19 protein-coding genes are annotated in these 18,058 nt (G+C 58.1%); 10 read left to right on the forward strand and 9 right to left on the reverse strand.

What is annotated here, in order from left to right:
* Positions 1-9: 9 nt before the first annotated feature.
* The 8 genes from ccmE to ACP15F_RS03885 all read left to right on the forward strand — a co-directional run bounded on the left by ccmE (position 10) and on the right by ACP15F_RS03885 (position 5,852).
* Positions 10-453 carry a cytochrome c maturation protein CcmE gene (gene ccmE / locus ACP15F_RS03850; protein WP_424940934.1) on the forward strand — a complete coding sequence of 148 codons (444 nt, stop codon included), beginning with the start codon at positions 10-12 and terminating at the stop codon, positions 451-453.
* 65 nt (positions 454-518) lie between these two features.
* A complete protein-coding gene (locus ACP15F_RS03855) occupies positions 519-1,130 on the forward strand; it encodes a holin-associated N-acetylmuramidase (protein ID WP_424939517.1) in 612 nt (203 codons plus the stop codon).
* Positions 1,121-1,726: a holin family protein gene (locus tag ACP15F_RS03860; protein WP_424939518.1), complete on the forward strand. Its 606-nt coding sequence runs from the start codon at positions 1,121-1,123 to the stop codon at positions 1,724-1,726. The genes ACP15F_RS03855 and ACP15F_RS03860 overlap by 10 nt, the downstream gene beginning before the upstream one ends.
* Positions 1,716-1,907 (forward strand): hypothetical protein, encoded by a 192-nt coding sequence (locus ACP15F_RS03865; protein WP_424939519.1) that lies wholly within the window; start codon positions 1,716-1,718, stop codon positions 1,905-1,907. Before ACP15F_RS03860 ends, ACP15F_RS03865 begins: the two co-directional genes overlap by 11 nt.
* 133 nt (positions 1,908-2,040) lie before the next feature.
* Entirely contained in the window at positions 2,041-2,466 is a 426-nt protein-coding gene (locus ACP15F_RS03870) for a hypothetical protein (protein WP_424939520.1), read from the forward strand.
* Between the two features lie 89 nt (positions 2,467-2,555).
* Positions 2,556-4,526, forward strand: coding sequence for a heme lyase CcmF/NrfE family subunit (locus ACP15F_RS03875; RefSeq protein ID WP_424940935.1), 1,971 nt, complete (start codon positions 2,556-2,558; stop codon positions 4,524-4,526).
* A complete protein-coding gene (locus ACP15F_RS03880; RefSeq protein WP_424939521.1) occupies positions 4,523-4,981 on the forward strand; it encodes a cytochrome c-type biogenesis protein in 459 nt (152 codons plus the stop codon). Before ACP15F_RS03875 ends, ACP15F_RS03880 begins: the two co-directional genes overlap by 4 nt.
* Before the next feature lie 94 nt (positions 4,982-5,075).
* Complete coding sequence (locus ACP15F_RS03885; RefSeq protein ID WP_424939522.1) at positions 5,076-5,852, forward strand: enoyl-CoA hydratase-related protein; 777 nt, start codon at positions 5,076-5,078, stop codon at positions 5,850-5,852.
* 3 nt (positions 5,853-5,855) lie between these two features.
* On the opposite strand, the gene ACP15F_RS03890 is transcribed toward ACP15F_RS03885, so the two are convergent.
* The 3 genes from ACP15F_RS03890 to gltX all read right to left on the reverse strand — a co-directional run bounded on the left by ACP15F_RS03890 (position 5,856) and on the right by gltX (position 9,095).
* Complete coding sequence (locus ACP15F_RS03890) at positions 5,856-6,230, reverse strand: GFA family protein (protein ID WP_424939523.1); 375 nt, start codon at positions 6,228-6,230, stop codon at positions 5,856-5,858.
* 102 nt (positions 6,231-6,332) lie between these two features.
* Positions 6,333-7,628: a citrate synthase gene (gene gltA / locus ACP15F_RS03895; RefSeq protein ID WP_424939524.1), complete on the reverse strand. Its 1,296-nt coding sequence runs from the start codon at positions 7,626-7,628 to the stop codon at positions 6,333-6,335.
* A 60-nt stretch (positions 7,629-7,688) separates the two neighbouring features.
* Positions 7,689-9,095, reverse strand: a complete 1,407-nt coding sequence (gene gltX / locus ACP15F_RS03900) for a glutamate--tRNA ligase (protein ID WP_424939525.1) — start codon at positions 9,093-9,095, stop codon at positions 7,689-7,691.
* Positions 9,096-9,222: 127 nt separating this feature from the next.
* Here gltX and ACP15F_RS03905 point away from each other — a divergent pair, with 127 nt between their 5' ends.
* A complete protein-coding gene (locus ACP15F_RS03905; RefSeq protein ID WP_424939526.1) occupies positions 9,223-11,265 on the forward strand; it encodes a ComEC/Rec2 family competence protein in 2,043 nt (680 codons plus the stop codon).
* A gap of 61 nt (positions 11,266-11,326) precedes the next feature.
* Positions 11,327-12,289, forward strand: coding sequence for a LysR family transcriptional regulator (locus ACP15F_RS03910; RefSeq protein ID WP_424939527.1), 963 nt, complete (start codon positions 11,327-11,329; stop codon positions 12,287-12,289).
* Positions 12,290-12,366: 77 nt separating this feature from the next.
* On the opposite strand, the gene ACP15F_RS03915 is transcribed toward ACP15F_RS03910, so the two are convergent.
* The 6 genes from ACP15F_RS03915 to ACP15F_RS03940 form a co-directional block, all read right to left on the reverse strand.
* Entirely contained in the window at positions 12,367-13,608 is a 1,242-nt protein-coding gene (locus tag ACP15F_RS03915) for a DegT/DnrJ/EryC1/StrS family aminotransferase (RefSeq protein ID WP_424939528.1), read from the reverse strand.
* Between the two features lie 232 nt (positions 13,609-13,840).
* Complete coding sequence (locus ACP15F_RS03920) at positions 13,841-14,512, reverse strand: type 1 glutamine amidotransferase (protein ID WP_424939529.1); 672 nt, start codon at positions 14,510-14,512, stop codon at positions 13,841-13,843.
* 89 nt (positions 14,513-14,601) lie between these two features.
* A complete protein-coding gene (locus ACP15F_RS03925; RefSeq protein ID WP_424939530.1) occupies positions 14,602-15,408 on the reverse strand; it encodes an ABC transporter permease in 807 nt (268 codons plus the stop codon).
* Positions 15,405-16,289 (reverse strand): ABC transporter permease, encoded by an 885-nt coding sequence (locus ACP15F_RS03930; protein WP_424939531.1) that lies wholly within the window; start codon positions 16,287-16,289, stop codon positions 15,405-15,407. Before ACP15F_RS03930 ends, ACP15F_RS03925 begins: the two co-directional genes overlap by 4 nt.
* A 69-nt stretch (positions 16,290-16,358) precedes the next feature.
* Entirely contained in the window at positions 16,359-17,072 is a 714-nt protein-coding gene (locus tag ACP15F_RS03935) for a transporter substrate-binding domain-containing protein (protein WP_424939532.1), read from the reverse strand.
* 39 nt (positions 17,073-17,111) lie between these two features.
* Positions 17,112-17,915, reverse strand: coding sequence for an ABC transporter ATP-binding protein (locus ACP15F_RS03940; protein ID WP_424939533.1), 804 nt, complete (start codon positions 17,913-17,915; stop codon positions 17,112-17,114).
* Positions 17,916-18,058 lie beyond the last annotated feature (143 nt).

Here is an 18,058-nt window from a genome sequence, read left to right on the forward strand (position 1 = left end):
ATGGCCGGTCTGAAAAGCCTGAAGAAAACCCGTCGTATCCAGATCATCGTTCTGGCCTTCGTGGCGTTGGCGCTGTCGACAGGTCTGATTGGCTATGCGCTGAAAGACGGGATCAACTATTACCGCTCGCCCACCGAAGTGATCGCCGAACCGCCCCGCGCGGACGAGGTGTTCCGCATGGGTGGGCTGGTCTCTGAAGGCACAATCGTGCGCGGGCAGGGCGAGACCGTCAGCTTTTCGGTCACCGACGGGGCCGAGACGGTTCCCGTGCGTTATACCGGCGTGCTGCCGGATCTTTTTTCCGAAAACCAAGGCATGATCGGCACCGGAAAATACGTGGATGGCGTCTTTGAAGCCTCTGAAATCCTTGCCAAACATGACGAAGAATACATGCCGAAAGAGGTCGTGGACAGCTTGAAGGAAACGGGCGTCTACGTCGAACCGGACTATTGATTTCGACATTGTTAACCTGACTTTCGCAGGCTTCCCCCCGTGTTCCAAACGCGGGGAAGGCCCGGATGCAGAGCGTCACAGACATCGCAGATCAGATTGTCGCCCGTGAAGGTGGCTATGTGAACGACCCCGACGATCCCGGCGGGGCGACCAAATACGGGGTCACGATCCACACCATGCGCCGCTTGGGGCTGGATTTGGATGGCGACGGCAAAGTCACGCCCTCGGACGTGAAACGCCTGACCCGAGCGCAGGCGCGCGACATTTTTCTGAAGCACTATTTTCACAAGCCTCGGATCGGAGAGCTTCCCGAACGGCTGCAGGCCACAGTGTTTGATATGCATGTTAATGCTGGTGGTAATGCAGTGCGGATCCTGCAACGGCTTTTCGTAAAGATGGGCTATCGGCTTTCGCAGGACGGCATGCTGGGGCCGCAGACCTTGGGCGTGGCGCGCGATGCGATGAATGCTGCACCGGATCATCTGGTTGATGCTTATGGGATCGAGCGGCGTAATTACTACTATCGTTTGGCGGATCGCCGCCCAGCTTCGCGCAAGTATGCGCGCCGTCGGGATGGGGGCAAGGGCGGCTGGATTAAACGCGCCGAGGACTTCATGGCGCCCCGCTATCATTTCACCGACGCAGATCACAAGGAAAGGGTGCGGGCATGGGGCTGATGGGCGATGTGGTCAAAGTGCTGTTTGGCGGGCGCGGAAATATGGTGCGCGAAACGGCGGAAGTATTTCGCGAGAACGCCGAGGCCGCCTCGGCCCGTGAGGCCGGATTGCAGGTGGCCGCGATCGAAGCGTTTGCCGCCGAGTTTTCCCACGCCCGCAAAGGCTGGTTTGACCGTTTCATGGATGGATTGAACCGCGTCCCGCGTCCGGCCCTAGCGCTGTCGACGCTGGGCTTGTTCGCCGCGGCCATGGTGGACCCGGTCTGGTTTGCGGATCGCATGCAAGGCGTCGCCGTGGTGCCAGAGCCGCTTTGGTGGCTGATGGGCGCGATCGTTAGCTTCTATTTCGGCGCACGTCAGCAAGTAAAAGGGCAGGAGTTCCAGCGCTCGATTGCCGAGGTGTTGGCCAAGGCAAATGGATTTCGTGTGCTGTCTGATGCCCCGACGTCCGAGCAATCAGGGCCACATGAAGTTGCCCCAACCCCTGAAAGATCAGAAATGCCGTCCGAAGATGGAGCATTCTTTGCGACTGGGCGCGTGGATGCCAGTGACAATGCGGCTTTGAAAGACTGGATGGATCGCCAACATGGCAAGTGACCTGATCCTGAAACTAGTGGCCGAGCATGGCCCGTGGGTCGTGCTGGTCTTTTATCTTCTCTATCGCGATTTACAGAAGGATCAGGCGACACGGGCGGTGCTGGACAAGAACTCGTCCATCCTGATCGAGATCACAACGATCATCCGTGAACGACTGCCATCGGCCGGGGGGCATCGATGATTTGGCGTCTTTACCTTTGTGTGAAACAGCGGCTGAAGGATGTTGTTCTGGCGGATCGTTTCCAACGCGCACTTACACGAAACGAACAAGCGGCGGCGGAATTGGACGAAGTTGTCAGGAGTCTCTTACAGAAATGAAACAAGCTTCCCTTTTGGTGGCCGCTTTGGCGGCTTTGCTTCAGCTCGGGTATTGGATCGCCGGATATCAGGTGATCTTTCAAATTGGGTTCGGCGCGATCACCTTGATGGGCCTAATGATCGCCCTGACGTTCCTATGGCTTTATCTACAACGCGCCACCCCGTTGGCATTGGGAATGGCGTACAGCTGGTTCGGGGCAAGTCTGGTGCTGGGCTGGTGGTGGATCTATGCACTTTTGGGCGCACCAGAAGCGATGGTCGCAAGTGCGCTGCATTTCGCACCACTTGCCGTGTATCTGTCGGGGGCGGTGCTGCATTTCAGCGTGATTCACCGATCCTTTGGGCTGCATGGGGCAGCGTTTTTGGCGCCGGTTCTGGGGGCGGTCATGTGCTCGACCGCGATCTATTTGCTGGTTCATTAGGGTCGGCCACAAACAAAACCCCGTGACCGGGTGCCGCATCGCGCGGCAAGGGCTAGTGACGGAGGGCGACTCTCTGTATGGTCCGCCGCATGATTACAGAGCTTGGACATTTTGCGCTGATCTTGGCGCTGGGCGTGGCGGTGGTGCAAACCATCGTTCCACTGATCGGGGCGCATAAGGGCTGGAACAGCTGGATGGAGATGGCCGTGCCTGCGGCAACCATCCAATTCCTTCTGATTTCCGCGTCATTTTTGGCGCTGACCTATGCGTTTGTGACCTCGGATTTCTCGGTCCGGCTGGTCACGCTGAACTCGCATTCTGCCAAACCGATGCTGTACAAAATCTCGGGCGTGTGGGGGAACCACGAGGGCTCGATGCTGCTTTGGGTGCTGATCATCGCGGGTTTTGGCGCGACGGCGGCGTGGTTCGGACAGAACCTGCCCAGAACGCTGAAAGCGCGGGTTTTGGCGGTGCAAAGCTCGATCGCGGTGGCGTTTTTGGCGTTTATCATCTTCACCTCGAACCCGTTTCTGCGTCTGGCGCAGCCGCCCTTTGACGGGCAGGACCTGAACCCGCTTCTGCAAGATCCCGGTTTGGCCTTCCATCCGCCGTTCCTGTATCTGGGCTATGTAGGGCTATCGATGGCGTTTTCCTTCGCTGTGGCCGCCTTGATCGAGGGCCGGATTGATGCGGCTTGGGGCCGCTGGGTGCGCCCGTGGACGCTGGCTGCTTGGGTCTTTCTGACCATCGGAATCGGTCTGGGCAGCTGGTGGGCCTATTACGAGCTTGGCTGGGGCGGCTTCTGGTTCTGGGACCCGGTCGAGAACGCGTCCTTCATGCCGTGGCTGTTCGCAGCGGCCCTGTTGCACTCGGCCATCGTGGTCGAGAAACGTGAAAGCCTGAAAAGCTGGACGATCCTGTTGGCGATCTTGGCCTTCGGCTTCTCGTTGATTGGCACGTTTATCGTGCGCTCGGGTGTCATCACCTCGGTCCATGCCTTCGCGTCTGATCCTGAACGTGGCGTGTTCATCCTGTTCATCCTCCTGTTCTTCACCGGTGGCGCGCTTACGCTGTTCGCCGCCCGTGCCAGCTCGATGGAGGCCAAAGGCGTCTTCGGCTTCGTTAGTCGAGAAAGCGCTTTGGTCGTGAACAACATCCTGCTGGCCGTGTCGTCCTTTGTGGTCTTCGTCGGCACGATCTGGCCCTTGGTGGGCGAGGCATTCGACCGCAAGATCTCGGTCGGGCCACCGTTCTTTGAAGCGGCCTTTACCCCCTTCATGGTGGTGCTGGCGCTGGTTATGCCCATAGGGGCCATGCTGCCATGGAAGCGCGCCAAGATTGGTCGCGCGGTGAAACAGCTGGTGCCAGCCTTGGTCTTGTCGATTGCCGTTCTGGCGCTGGTTTGGGCGATGCAGACGGGCAAGTCTGCTTTGGGTCCGATTGGTATGTTCCTTGGGACGTGGCTGGTGGCCGGGTCGATGACGGACATCTTCAGCCGTACAGGGCGCGGAGCCATTGCGGGCCGTCTGTCGCGCCTGACCCGTTTGCCGGGCGCTGACTGGGGCAAGTTTGCTGCCCATGCTGGGCTTGGGATTACGATGATGGGGATTTCCGGACTGATGGCGTGGGAAGTCGAAGACATTCGCGTCGCTCAGATCGGCGAAACCTTCCAAGTGGCCGAATATGACATCTCGTTGGTGAACGTCGGGCGCGAGCAAGGTCCGAACTATATCTCGACCAAAGCGGAAATTCGGGTGGATCGTGATGGCAGCCATCTGACCACGCTCTATCCTGAAAAACGCGTCTATCCTGTGCAGGCTATGCCAACCACAGAAGCGGCGATTTCCAACGGATTTTGGACCGATATCTATCTGGTGATCGGTGACCCGCAAGAGGGTGGCGGATGGGCAGTGCGGACCTTCATCAAACCTTTCGCCAACTGGATCTGGGCCGGCTCGATCATCATGGCCTTGGGCGGTATCTTCAGCCTGTTTGACCGCCGTTTCCGTGTGGCGGCCGGGGCGGCTAAGACCCGCATGGAAGGGGTGCCTGCTGAATGAAACGCCTGATTGCATCGCTGGTCGTGATGGGGTGTCTTGCGGCACCTGCTTACGCCGTGAACCCGGACGAGGTGCTGGCCGATCCCGTGCTGGAAGAGCGTGCGAGAGAGATCTCGGCAGATCTGAAATGCGTGGTCTGCCGGGGTGAGAATATTGACGAAAGCAACGCCTCGATCGCCCGCGATCTGCGCCTGTTGGTGCGCGAGCGGCTGGTCGAAGGCGACAGCAACGATCAGGTGGTGGACTTCATCGTCGAACGCTATGGCGAATACGTTCTGATGAAGCCCAATAGCTCGGGTGCAAACCTGATTCTCTGGGCCACCGGACCGGCGCTGTTCCTGATTGCTGTGCTCTCAGGCGGTCTGTACTTGCGCCGACGCGCGCGCGCTCAGGACGGGGCGCAGTCATTGACGCAAGACGAGCAGGACCGGCTGAACGAATTGCTGGACGAATAGGTTCGCGCAGCAAGAAACTTCCAAAATGACGGGGCGTTCACCTTTACCTGACCGCTTGGTCGGCTAAACTGCGCGAAACTCCCGGGAGGATGACATGATTTACGAAACGATCACACTGGACATCACCGATGGCTTGGCGGTTCTGACCTTCGACCGTGCCGACGTGATGAATGCGCTGAACACACAGATGCGGGCCGAGATTGCACACGCTGTGCAAGAGGCCGGCAAGACCGCTCGCGCCTTGGTCATCACCGGCTCTGGCCGTGCCTTCTGCTCTGGACAGGATCTGGGTGATCGCGCCAATGCGGCCGAAGTCGATCTTGAGCGCACTCTGCGTGACGAATACGAACCGCTGCTGCGCGCCATCTATGACAGCCCGATCCCGACAATCTCGGCCGTCAACGGTGCTGCTGCTGGGGCAGGGGCCAACATCGCGTTGGCTGCGGATGTGGTGATCGCTTCGGAAAGCGCCTTCTTTATGCAAGCTTTCTCGCGCATTGGTCTGATTCCGGATGCGGGCGGTACCTATTGGATGCCCCGCCAGATGGGCTTTGCTAAGGCGATGGGCGCTGCTCTGTTCGCTGAAAAGATGCCCGCGAAGGAAGCTGCGGATCTGGGGCTGATTTGGGAGTGTGTCGTTGACGATGCGTTTGAAGCCACATGGCGCAAACGGGCCGAGCAACTTGCAAAGGGTCCGACCCTTTCTTATCGCAACATCAAAAAAGCCCTGCGCGCGTCGATGAACAACACGCTGGATGAACAACTAGCACTAGAGGCCAGCCTGCAAGGCGAATGCGGCAAGTCGCGGGACTTCAAGGAAGGCGTGATGGCGTTCCTTGAGAAGCGTGCGCCGCAATACGAAGGGCGCTAACGTCTAGCCCTGATCCCAGGGCTGACGACTGTCCTCGAACACATCTTCACCACGTTCAAACATCGTGGGATCGTCAAGTGCGCCTGCGTAGATGGCGATTGTATCCGGCATGCGTGACGTGGCTTTCAAAAGCGGAGAGCCACAGTCGCGGCAGAAGATGAACTCTAACATCGATCCAGAGTCCGCACGTTTTCGAAATGTCTTCGTTGGCCCTTTTGTCATCAGCCGGTCGCGGGACACCATCATCTGTGGGGCATGTCCAGCCCCGGTCGCATGTTGGCAGTCACGGCAATAGCATTGAATCGTGAACCGTATTTCGCCTGAATAGTCGAACTGGCAAGCGCCACACAGGCAACGACCGGTAAGATATTGGGACATGTTCAACCTCCTTGGCTGAACAGAATAGTCCTTGGTGCAAATGCTTCCACGAAAACGAAAAAAGCCGCCGAAATCGGCGGCTTTTCTCTGGAATTGTTTGGCTTAGCGCTTGGCGACGTCCACATAGTCGCGCTCGGTGTCGCCCAGATACAGCTGGCGCGGACGGCCGATTTTCTGACCCGGATCGCCCAGCATCTCTTTCCACTGCGAGATCCAGCCGACGGTGCGCGACAGCGCAAAGATCGGGGTGAACATCGAGGTCGGGAAGCCCATCGCTTCAAGGATGATGCCCGAATAGAAGTCCACGTTCGGATACAGTTTCTTATCGACGAAGTAAGGATCTTCCAGAGCAATGCGCTCCAGTTCCTTGGCCACTTTCAGCGTTTCGTTGTCTTCAATGCCCAGCAGGCCCAGAACTTCGTCTGCGCTTTCCTTCATGACCTTCGCACGCGGGTCGAAGTTCTTGTAAACGCGGTGACCGAAGCCCATCAGGCGGAAGGGGTCGTCCTTGTCCTTGGCACGAGCCACGTATTCCGGAATGTTGTCTACCGAACCGATTTCACGCAGCATTTCCAAGCAAGCTTGGTTTGCACCACCGTGGGCAGGTCCCCACAGGCAAGCGATGCCAGCAGCGATACAAGCGAACGGGTTGGCGCCCGACGAACCGGCCAGACGAACGGTCGAGGTCGAGGCGTTCTGCTCGTGGTCGGCGTGGAGCGTGAAGATACGGTCCATTGCCTTGGCAAGGATCGGATTCACTTCGTATTCTTCGGCCGGTACGGCAAAGCACATACGCAGGAAGTTCGAGGAATAGTCCAGATCGTTCTTCGGATAAACGAACGGCTGACCAACCGAGTATTTGAAGGCCATCGCGCAAATGGTGGGCAGTTTGGCGATCATGCGGATCGCAGCCACTTCGCGCTGCCACGGGTCATTCACATCAGTCGAGTCGTGATAGAAGGCCGACATGGCGCCAACAACGCCGGTGATGATTGCCATCGGGTGCGCGTCGCGACGGAAGCCCGAGAAGAACTTGATCATCTGTTCGTGCACCATCGTGTGGTTGGTCACGCGGCTTTCAAAATCTTCCAGCTCTGTTGCTGTCGGCAGTTCACCATAAAGCAGCAGATAGCAGACTTCGAGGTAATGCGATTTCTCGGCCAGCTGGTCGATGGGATAACCGCGGTACAGAAGCTCGCCTTTGCCGCCATCAATGAAGGTGATGGTCGAATCGCAGCTTGCGGTCGAAGTGAAGCCAGGGTCATAGGTGAACACCCCGCCTTGAGCATAAAGCTTAGTGATGTCGATCACATCCGGCCCCGCTGTGGGGGAATACATGGGCAGTTCCAGCTCCTTGTCGCCGAAAGTGAGTTTAGCGGTTCCGGTTTGTTCAGCCATGTATATTTCCTTCGTGTTCGTGTTGGCAGCGCCCGCCCCGTTGGACAGACGCCTCAAGCTTCATGCGCTTGCGTCTTCAAGTCTCGCGATGGTTTCATCACGCCCGAGGACAAGCATCATATCAAAAACGCTGGGCGTGACGGCCCGTCCGGCAAGGGCTGCGCGCAGAGGCGCGGCGAGTTTGCCGAACTTGAGGTCATGGGCCTCGGCGAGGCTGTTGAGTGTCCCCTCAAGCGTGTTGCGATCCCAGCTACCATTTTGCAGCTGCGGCGTCAATTCTTTCAGTATACCGCGGGATACATCATCAAGAGCTTTCTCTGCTTTCTCATCGCGCTCGATAGGGCGCGAGACCGTTGCAAATCTAGCTTTTTCAAGGAGTTGCGGTAAGGTTTTGGCGCTGGTTTTCAGCACATACATAGCCGCTGATACAAGATCACGTTGCTGCGACTGCAAAGAAGATTCGCCCGCAGCTGCAATGTAACCTTCAAGTGCAGCCATGACGTCTGCATCTTCCATCGCGGCCAGATGCTGTCCCGACAGATTGTCCAACTTCTTGAAGTCGAAGCGTGCCGGGCTTTTGCCGATGCCAGAAAGGTCAAACCATTCCAGCGCCTGCGCGTCCGAGAAGAATTCATCATCTCCATGGCTCCAACCCAGACGGGCTAGATAGTTGCGCATTGCGGTCGCGGGATAGCCCATCGCTTCGTATTCTTCGACACCCAGTGCACCATGGCGTTTCGACAGTTTTTTGCCATCGGGGCCGTGGATCAGTGGGATGTGCGCCCAGACGGGAAGATCCCAACCCATCGCTTGATAGACAATCGTCTGGCGTGCGGCATTGTTCAGGTGGTCATCCCCCCGGATCACATGGGTCACGCCCATATCGTGGTCATCAACTACAACGGCTAGCATGTAGGTGGGTGTGCCATCTGAACGTAAACAAATCATGTCGTCCAACTGATCATTGCGGATTGTGACGTCGCCTTGAACCTCGTCACGGATGACGGTCTTGCCCTCACGCGGGGCTTTCAGGCGGATCACATAGGGCGCGTCCGGGTGGGTCGCAGGGTCAGCATCGCGCCACGGGCTGTTATAAAGGGTCGAGCGCCCCTCGGCGCGGGCTTCCTCGCGGAAGGCCTGAATTTCGTCCTGCGTGGCAAAGCACTTATAGGCGTGTCCATTTGCCAGCATTTCAAGCGCAACTTCAGCGTGGCGGTCTGCACGGTCGAACTGGCTGACGACGTCTCCGTCATGGTCCAGACCCAGCCATGCCATGCCTTTCAGGATCGCCTCGGTCGCTTCGGGGGTCGAGCGGGCACGGTCCGTGTCTTCGATGCGAAGCAGGAACTTACCGCCACGACCACGGGCATAGAGCCAGTTGAACAGCGCCGTGCGGGCACCGCCAATATGCAGATAGCCGGTGGGTGAGGGGGCGAAACGAGTGACAATCTGGGGCGTCTGAGACATCGGTCATTAACCTTTTGGAAACCATGCGCGCGTTACGCAGGAGGGGATGCGTTTCAGGCAAGGCCTGAAAACAAGCTTCGTTGAGATGCTTTTAACAAAAGGGAGGTTTTGAACAAGGGTGCTGGCCATGAAACTCTTGTCTCGGATCGAAGAAGAGCGCGGACGGTTCCTGATCTGGGCCCCGCTGTTCTTTGGTGCAGGCATTGGGCTTTACTTTGTGCCGATGCGCGAACCGGATATCGTTACCTACACGGGGCTTGCGGTTTTGGGTGTGATTTGTGCCGGCATTGCGTGGCGTTGGCCGTGGGGTATCGGACCACTGGCGCGCGCGGTACTTTGTGTCGTCCTCGGCTTCGGGATTGCTGGCATACGCGCTCATTGGGTCGCCAGTCCTGTTTTGGATTTCCGGTATTACGGCCCCGTCGAAGGGCGGATTGTCGCGATGGACCGCTCGCAATCCGATGCGGTGCGCTTGACTTTGGACCAAGTGCAGCTGAATGATTTGAACCCCAGAAAACTCCCAAATCAGGTCCGTGTCTCGCTGCACGGGGCGCAAGGCTATCTGTCCCCAGCCATTGGTCAGCGGATTGCGTTGACGGGACACCTGTCAGGTCCAAACGGCCCGGTCGAGCCCGGCGGGTTTGATTTCCAACGGATGGCGTGGTTTCGCGGGATTGGAGCGGTTGGCTATACGCGCAGCCCGGCGCTGCTTCTGTCCCCGCCTACAGGCGAGTTGTCGCTGGCCATTGGACGGCTCAGGCAGGCGATTGCAAGCCGGGTACGCGACGTGTTGCCTGACGAAAGTGGGGCCTTCGCGGCGACGATCACGACGGGCGACCGATCCTCGATGGAGCGTGCCACGATCGATGCGCTGCGGGGATCAAACCTTGCGCATCTTCTTGCGATCTCGGGTCTGCATATGGGGCTTCTGACCGGTTTTGTCTTTCAGGCTATGCGCGTGTTGATGGGGCTCTGGCCACGATTGGCTTTGAATTTTCCAGTGAAGAAATTGGCCGCAGTGACGGCCATTGGGGCCGGGGTGTTCTATCTTGCCCTGTCCGGTGGCGCGGTGGCGACCACGCGGGCCTTCATCATGGTCACAACAATGTTCGTTGCCATCTTGTTTGACCGGCGCGCCCTCACTTTGCGCGCGGTTGCCATGGCGGCGATCATCGTCCTGATCTTAACGCCCGAGGCCTTGGTTGAGCCGGGGTTTCAGATGTCCTTTGCCGCGACTACGGCGCTTGTCGCGGTATTTGTGTGGATCCGAGACCGATCACACGACGAGACATCACGCCGTTTACCCGGTTGGCTGAGGCCTGTGGTGACCGTGGTCATATCCTCGGCCGTGGCGGGGCTGGCAACGGCCCCCTTTGGCGCGGCGCATTTCAATCAGGTCAGCCATTACGGGCTGGTCGCCAATCTTTTAAGCGTACCGATCATGGGGGCCGTGATTATGCCGCTAGCGGTGTTGGCTGCACTGCTGGCCGTGGTGCGGTTAGAGGTCTTGGCGCTCTGGCTGATGGACTGGCCGATCCGTTGGATCCTTTGGGTGGCCGACACTGTATCATCGCTGGATGGGGCGGTGGGAAAGGTGCCGACACCCCCTGGCTTGGTCCTGCCTGTGTTGGCTGTGGCTGGCATTCTTCTGGTCTTGTTGCGTGGACAGGAAAGATGGATCGCACTTGCCCCTTTCGCACTGGTTTTTGCCAGCTGGGCCAGTGTCGACCGCCCTGAGGTTCTGATCAGTTCATCTGGCGGGTTGGTCGGGGTGATGACAGATCAGGGGCGCGTATTGTCAAAGTCGCGGGGCGAAGGGTTTGCCGCTCGATCCTGGCTCGAAAACGACGGCGACGCCGCTACGCAACAGATTGCATTTGAGCGTGCTGGCTTCAGCGGCCAGAAAGGGTGGATGGAGGTCGAGCTGTTCGGACTTTCAATTGCACATTTGACCGGACGCGGGGCCGAAGATCGTTTGACCAAGGCCTGCGCCGAAGCGGATCTGGTGGTTTTAGCCGCATGGCGTGACGAGCCAGCGCCAAAGGCGTGTACTCTTCTGGATCGTAAGGCGCTTGCCCAAAGCGGTGCGGTTGCCGTGCACCTCGCGGCTGACGGTTGGTCTATCGACCCGTCTCGCCCGGAAAACCTGTCACGCCTTTGGACCCGCTAGATGGGATTGGATGTTGCCCGGACCCGGCTTTGCCCATAGCTTCTGAGCAAAGGAGAGCACCATGGTCGAAACTGCCGGGCGGATCACACTTTGGGGTGTCGAGGTGTTCGTGGCGATTGCTGATGAACGCTCGATTTCCATGGCCGCACGGCGATTGGGGGTCAGCCCGTCTTCGGTCAGTCAGCAGCTCACGAACCTTGAGGCTGCGTTAGGAACAAGCTTACTGGATCGTTCGGCGCGCCCGGTGTCTTTGACGGCCGCAGGCGCGCTGTTCCTAAAACGCGCGCAGACCATTCTGAACGAGGCCGAACAAGCGAGAGCCGAGCTAACACTCGGTGCGCTGTCACAGCTGTCCCGCCTGCGTCTTGGCATGATCGAGGATTTCGACGCTGATGTAACCCCGCGCTTGTTGTCCGAGACCGCTGGGCAATTGCAGTCCACACGGTTCTTATTGGAAACGGGCGCTTCTCACCGGCTGCACGATCAATTGGACGCGCGTGCTTTGGATGTAATCGTGGCGGCTGATACAGGTGCCTCTGCGCCGTGGATGGAAGTCCATCCGCTGATGGAGGAACCTTTCGTCGCCGCCGTACCTAAGGGGCTTATCGGTGATCGCGATCCGAAAGAGGTGCTGAAAGACCTTCCGCTGGTACAATACACGGCGCGTCATCATATGGGACGGGTGATCTCGGACCATTTGGCGCGGCAGAACCTGAAACTGGATAACCGGTTCGAATTGGACAGCTATCACGCGATCATGGCGATGGTGGCTGGTGGCGCCGGGTGGACGATCATTACGCCTTTGGGGTTTTTGCGTGCCCACCGTTTTCGCGACGCCGCAGATCTGATTGAGCTGCCTTTTGCACCCTTCACTCGGCGTATCAACCTTGTCGCGCGCGCAGATATGCTGGGGGATTTGCCGCGTGATTTAGCGGGTCAGTGCCGATCCCTTCTGAGGTCGTTGATCGTCGAGCCCGCGGTGAAGGAATACCCCTGGTTGAAAGGCGCACTCAGGGTGTTGTGAAGGGGGAGGGGCGTTGCCCCTCTTGGCCGTTGGCCAATTCACCCCAGGATATTTGTGGTAAGAAAATGAGCCGAGTATTACGCGGCGGTTTCCGCCTTTTCGGCTTTGACCTCTGCGATCGCCCCCAGAATAGCGTCAGCGATAAAATCTAACTCGGGCTGTTTCAAGCGCACGGGCAGGCGGGTGTCGCAGGCGCGCGACAGCATCGCGCGGGTTTGTGGCAGCGGGCCTTGATCGTCAATGAACTGCCAGTTCCAGAAAGCGCGAGCGTTGTCTTCGCTCATTCCGAAGACCTGGACGGTGATGCCACGTTCCTTGGCAGCCGCTTGAAAAGCGATGGTTTCTTCGTCGCTGGCATTGTCCAGATTGAACTGGATGGAATCCGGAGCGCGGGTTTCCGGAGCCAGCGGAGCCGGAACGGTAATCCACGGGCTTTTTTCCAACTGCGCGGCCACATAATCGTGGTTGCGCAGCCCGTCCGTTACGCGGCGCGCGAGCTCTGGCAGCTGCGGGCGGATCACGGCAGCTGACAGGTTCGATAGGCGCGTGTTGTATAGCGGTAGCTGGTTTTGCCAGCGCGCAAAGGCATCGGCCAAATCAGTCGAGTTCTCGCCGCGCGGGGTTTTGTGTTTTTTCCAGTTGTGCTCATACGCACCGGACATGATTACGGCACGCGCGGCCAGTTCGGCGTCGTCGGTGATCAGAATGCCACCTTCACCCGCGTTCAGCATCTTGTAGGATTGAAAAGAGAAGCAACCGATTTTGCCAATCGTGCCGATCTTGCGACCATGCCACAGCGTGCCCAGCGAATGGGCTGCGTCTTCGATCACGGGGATATTGGCCGCATCGCACAGCTGCATGATTGCATCCATGTCCGAGGTATGACCGCGCATATGGCTGATGATCACTGCGCCCACATCCGGGGTCAGCTTGGCGGCGAAGTCAGCCATGTCTATGCGGTAGTTGTCTTGCACATCCACCAGAACCGGCTTGCAGTCGGCATGCACGACTGAGCTGGGAACAGCCGCAAAGGTGAATGCCGGGATCAGGACCTTGGTGTCACGCGGAAGGTTCAGCGCTTTTAGGGACAGAAACAGAGCGGCCGAGCAGCTGGCCACGGCCAGCGCGTATTTCGCGCCCATCATCTCGGCAAATTCGGCTTCCAGAAGGGCGACGGGAGCGTTTTCCGGAGCGGTGTAGCGAAACAGGTCGCCAGATTGCAGAAGCCGATCAATCTCGGCGCGGGCAGCTTCCGGGATGGGCTCGGCGTCATGGACGTTCGGGGCGGCGAGTGGGGCTGCGTTCTGGTCCAGGGTCATACTGTCTCCTCTTTCGAGTGTCGCCTTTTCGGCTTTTTCGAAAAATCATTTCGGAAAATATAAAAGGGTAAGGTGAGTCTGGCCAGAAAATTCAGCATGCGCAGAGCGGATATATCTTCATATTTGTCGTTTGACTGTTACGAAACTGCGGGGTGGATTGGGGGCAGAAACAAAAAAGCCACGTTGGAGATCAACGTGGCTTTCTGTGTTGTTTTCAAGACGCCGGGAAGGGTTATCCCTTCAGAATGGCCGCCATCATATCCGCAAACTTAGCGTTATCCGTTTCTGTCTCCAGCGCGCCTTCTGCAGCATTCAACAGCGCATCAGGTACATTGCCGCGCCCGCGGTGTTCGATCAGGCCGGCGACCAAGGGGGCGGTGAACTCGGGGTGGGGCTGGATGGTCAGGATTTTATCTCCGATCATCATGGCTGCATTGGCGCAGAAATCGGTTGCGGCAATGATCTTGGCCCCTTCAGGAGTGTCGATCACTTGATCCTGATGCCAAGCGTTGAGCGCTAGAGTTTGATCTCCGAAATCATACTCGGTCCGGCCTACGGACCAGCCACCATCGTACTTCGCAACCTTGCCGCCAAGCGCTTGCGCGATGATCTGATGGCCGAAGCAGACGCCAACAAGAGGCTGTCCTGCGTCGCGAATGTCACGGATCAAAGCCTCGAGCGGCGGGATCCAGGCGTGATCTTCATAGACGCCATGTTTCGAGCCGGTGATCAGCCATCCATCGGCATCTTCCGTGCCCGCAGGGAATTCACCATCCACGACCGAGAATATCTGGAAGTCGAACCCATGCCCGTCCAAAAGGCGGGTGAACATTTCGCCATAGTCGCCAACGCTGTCGCGCAGTTCGTCGGGGGAATGGCCTGCTTGCAGAATGCCGATTTTCATGTGTCACCAAATATGATCAAATTATTGCGCAGTTACATCTGACCTACCCGAGCCTTTTCGCTGGGGCAAGGGCAATTTTACGTGATTGATCAGCGAAACAAGGTGCGCATGAAGCTGGGACGGCGCATCACAGCTTGTGGTAGGTGCCGGTTCAGGTGCTTTCCGATCCGCCCGAAAACCGTGATGACGACCAGTGTCAGCAGGATGAAATAGAAGGCCAAGATCGGGTAGGGGATGAACGGGTTGAAGGTCTTGTCTGCGAAGTAGCTGGCATAGTAAAGCGCATCCCCGCGTTGCTGCCAGACCGGAAAGCCCGAGAAAAAGACCAGCGCTGTGGCGTGGAACAGGAAGATGGCCTCGTTCGTATAGGCGGGCCATGCCAGACGCATCATCGACGGCCAGACGATCCGTTTGAACCGAGTCCAGCCCGTGATGCCATAGGCGTCAGCGGCTTCTAGGTCGCCTTTGGGAATGGACTGTAGCGCGCCATAGAAGATCTCGGCCGAATAAGCGGTGGTATTCAAAAACAGAACAATTGATGCGCCTAGCCAAGCTGATGTCAGCATTGAGAAGCCCGGCACGCTTTGCTTGATCGACAAGAACACCGCATAAGCAAAGAACATCTGGATAAATAGAGGCGAGCCACGGAAGACATAGATGAAGAACTCAGCCGGTTTGCGAAGCTTGGCGGAACGGCTGTTCTTGGCCATAGCCAGCCCGGTGGCGGCGAAGAAGCCGAACAGAATTGCCACGAGGCCGAAATAGATGTTCCAGATCATGCCCGAGCCGATCAGCGTAAAGTGCTCGCACAGGGTATAATCTTCACGCGGCAGCAGGCGTTCGCCGAACCCAACCGAGCGGAAGGCATAATCTTGAATGGTCTGAACGCAGCTCATGTCGCGGCCTTCCGTTGAGCTTCCCCGGCGGCGGTGGCCTGACCGTGAGACAGGCGGGTGGACAGCCGTTTGTAGACGCGTTCGCTAATCGAGGTTAGCAGCAGGTAGAAGACCAAAAGCCCGCCGAAGTAATAAGCGTTCCAGTTACCGTGCGGATAATCCGTGAACTTGGCGGCTTTCGTCGCGCCCAGTTCGCGCGCCCAGTACACAATGTCTTCGACGCCCAACAAGAACAGAAGCGGTGTGGCTTTAATTAGGATCATCCACAGGTTCGACAGGCCGGGCAGGGCAAAGACCCACATTTGCGGGACCATGATGCGCCAGAAGGTCTGGCGGGGTGACATCCCGTAGGCCTCGGCCGTTTCCAGTTGGGCGCGGGGAACGGCCTTCATCGCGCCAAACAGCACGTTGGCCGCAAAGGCGCCAAAGACGATGGCAAAGGTCAGGACGGCCAGCGCAAAGCCATAGGTCTCGTGTACCCATTGCGGACTGGTCGACAGGGGCAGTTTGGCTTGAGCACAGACCACAAAGTCATTGCCCTGGCGCACAGGTTCGGACCAGTCCGAGCACTTCACCTTATGGCGCAGATACTCAAACCCTTGGTCCAGAGCGATCACGAAGAACATGAAGAACGCAATATCCGGCACGCCGCGCACAATGGCAGTATAGGCTTTGCCCAGAATGCTGATGGGCCAGATGCGCGACCGGGCGGCGGTTGCGCCGGCAAAGCCGAACATCAAGGCCACCGGCGCGGTGATTGCCAACAGCACCAAGACAATCCCGAAGGATTGATAGAACGCCATATGCTTACCTGTGGTCAGGTAGCAGCTGAGCCAGCTAAAGCCCTCGAGCGTGGAAGGATCGGTGCAATAGGAAAACATCGCGTGTGCAGTTTGTCCGCAGAAAAAAGCCGGGCCCGCATGCGTCTGCACGCGGGCCCGGCAATTACATTACCACTGGGAAGCAACTTCCCATTTGGCGATCATGGTGTTCAGCGTGCCGTCGTCTTTCATCGACTGGATGGCTGCATCGAACTTGGCGCGCAGGTCGCCGTCGCTTTCACGGATACCCATGCCAACGCCGCCACCGATCTGCTCCATGCGTTCCAGCATCACCAGACCGTCTGCACCAACCATGGTGTCGAGGAACGATTTGTCGGCCAGAACCGCATCAGCTTCGCCATTCTTGACGGCTGCGACGGTTTCTTCCGGGGTTGCGAATTCAACCAAGGTCCAGCCCTGTTCAGCCACGAAAGCGGCCTGAATGGTGGTGGCTTGAGCCGCAACAACACCGCCAGCTGGGTCTACGTCAGCCGACATGGCAGCGTAAGCCGAGGGATCTGGGGGCGTGTAGGCTTGGGTGAAGTCGATGACCTCGTCACGCTCGTCGGTGATCGACATGCCTGCGATGATGGCGTCGTAGTTGCCCGATACGAGGTTCGGAATGATGGTGTCCCATTCGTTCTTGACCCATTCGCAGGACAGTTCTGCGCGTTTGCACAGCTCGTCGCCCAGTTCGCGCTCGAAGCCGTCGATTTCGCCAGCATCGTTTACGAAGTTCCAAGGTGCATAGGCACCTTCGGTGCCAAGGCGCACGGTATCCGCGGCCATTGCGAAGCTAGCGGTCAGAGCCAGCGCCGCCGTCGAGACGATCAGTTTTTTCATGATTTACTCCCAGGTTGCTTTTATTGGTTTAAGTTGGTCTCACACGGGGTGCGAGTGAGACAGGAATTGCTTCAGACGCTCGCTTTTCGGATTGCCAAACAACTCGGCTGGCGCGCCTTCTTCTTCGATCAGACCCTGATGCAGGAACACCACGTGGTCCGAGACATCATGCGCCATGCGCATGTCATGGGTCACGATGATCATTGTGCGGCCTTCGGCGGCCAGATCCTTGATCACCTTGACGACTTCTTGTTCCAGTTCAGGATCAAGCGCCGAGGTCGGTTCATCGAACAACAGTGCTTTGGGTTCCATACACAGTGCACGCGCAATCGCGGCACGCTGCTGCTGGCCACCCGAAAGCTGGGCCGGCCAAACATCGCATTTGTCACCAATGCCAACCTTCGCGAGGTACTCGCGTGCTTTTCCTTCGACCTCGGCCTTATCGCGGCCAAGGACGGTGACGGGGGCCTCCATCACGTTTTGCAGGATCGTCATATGGGACCACAGGTTGAACTGCTGGAACACCATGGACAGGTTGGTGCGGATGCGGGTCACTTGCGCGCGATCCGCCGGATGCCGGTTTAAGCCCTGACCCTTCCACTTGATTGGCTCGCCTTCGAACCGAATGTCGCCCTGTTGGCTTTCTTCCAACAGGTTCGCGCAGCGCAATAGAGTGGACTTGCCCGAGCCTGAAGAGCCGATCAGCGACACCACATGTCCGCGGGGGGCGACCAGATCGACGCCTTTCAGCACTTCCAGCGAACCATAGCTTTTGTGCAGGTCGCGGATTTCGATCACCGACGCAGTGTCGGCAGAATGGTGGTCTGAGTTATCGCGAGGCACGAGTGGTTCCGGTTTAAAACAAAGCTTTGTGGTGCCCGAGTAGGAAGCAAATTTATCAGGATTGCAACGGCGAATTGACGGGGAAGTTACGTAAATCCGGGCGGAAGGTCGGTTCGTGCTGCAAAATGTCGGTTTGTGTAACC

Origin of the sequence: Aliiroseovarius sp. S253 (assembly GCF_049800855.1) — a bacterium.
Lineage (GTDB): Bacteria > Pseudomonadota > Alphaproteobacteria > Rhodobacterales > Rhodobacteraceae > Aliiroseovarius.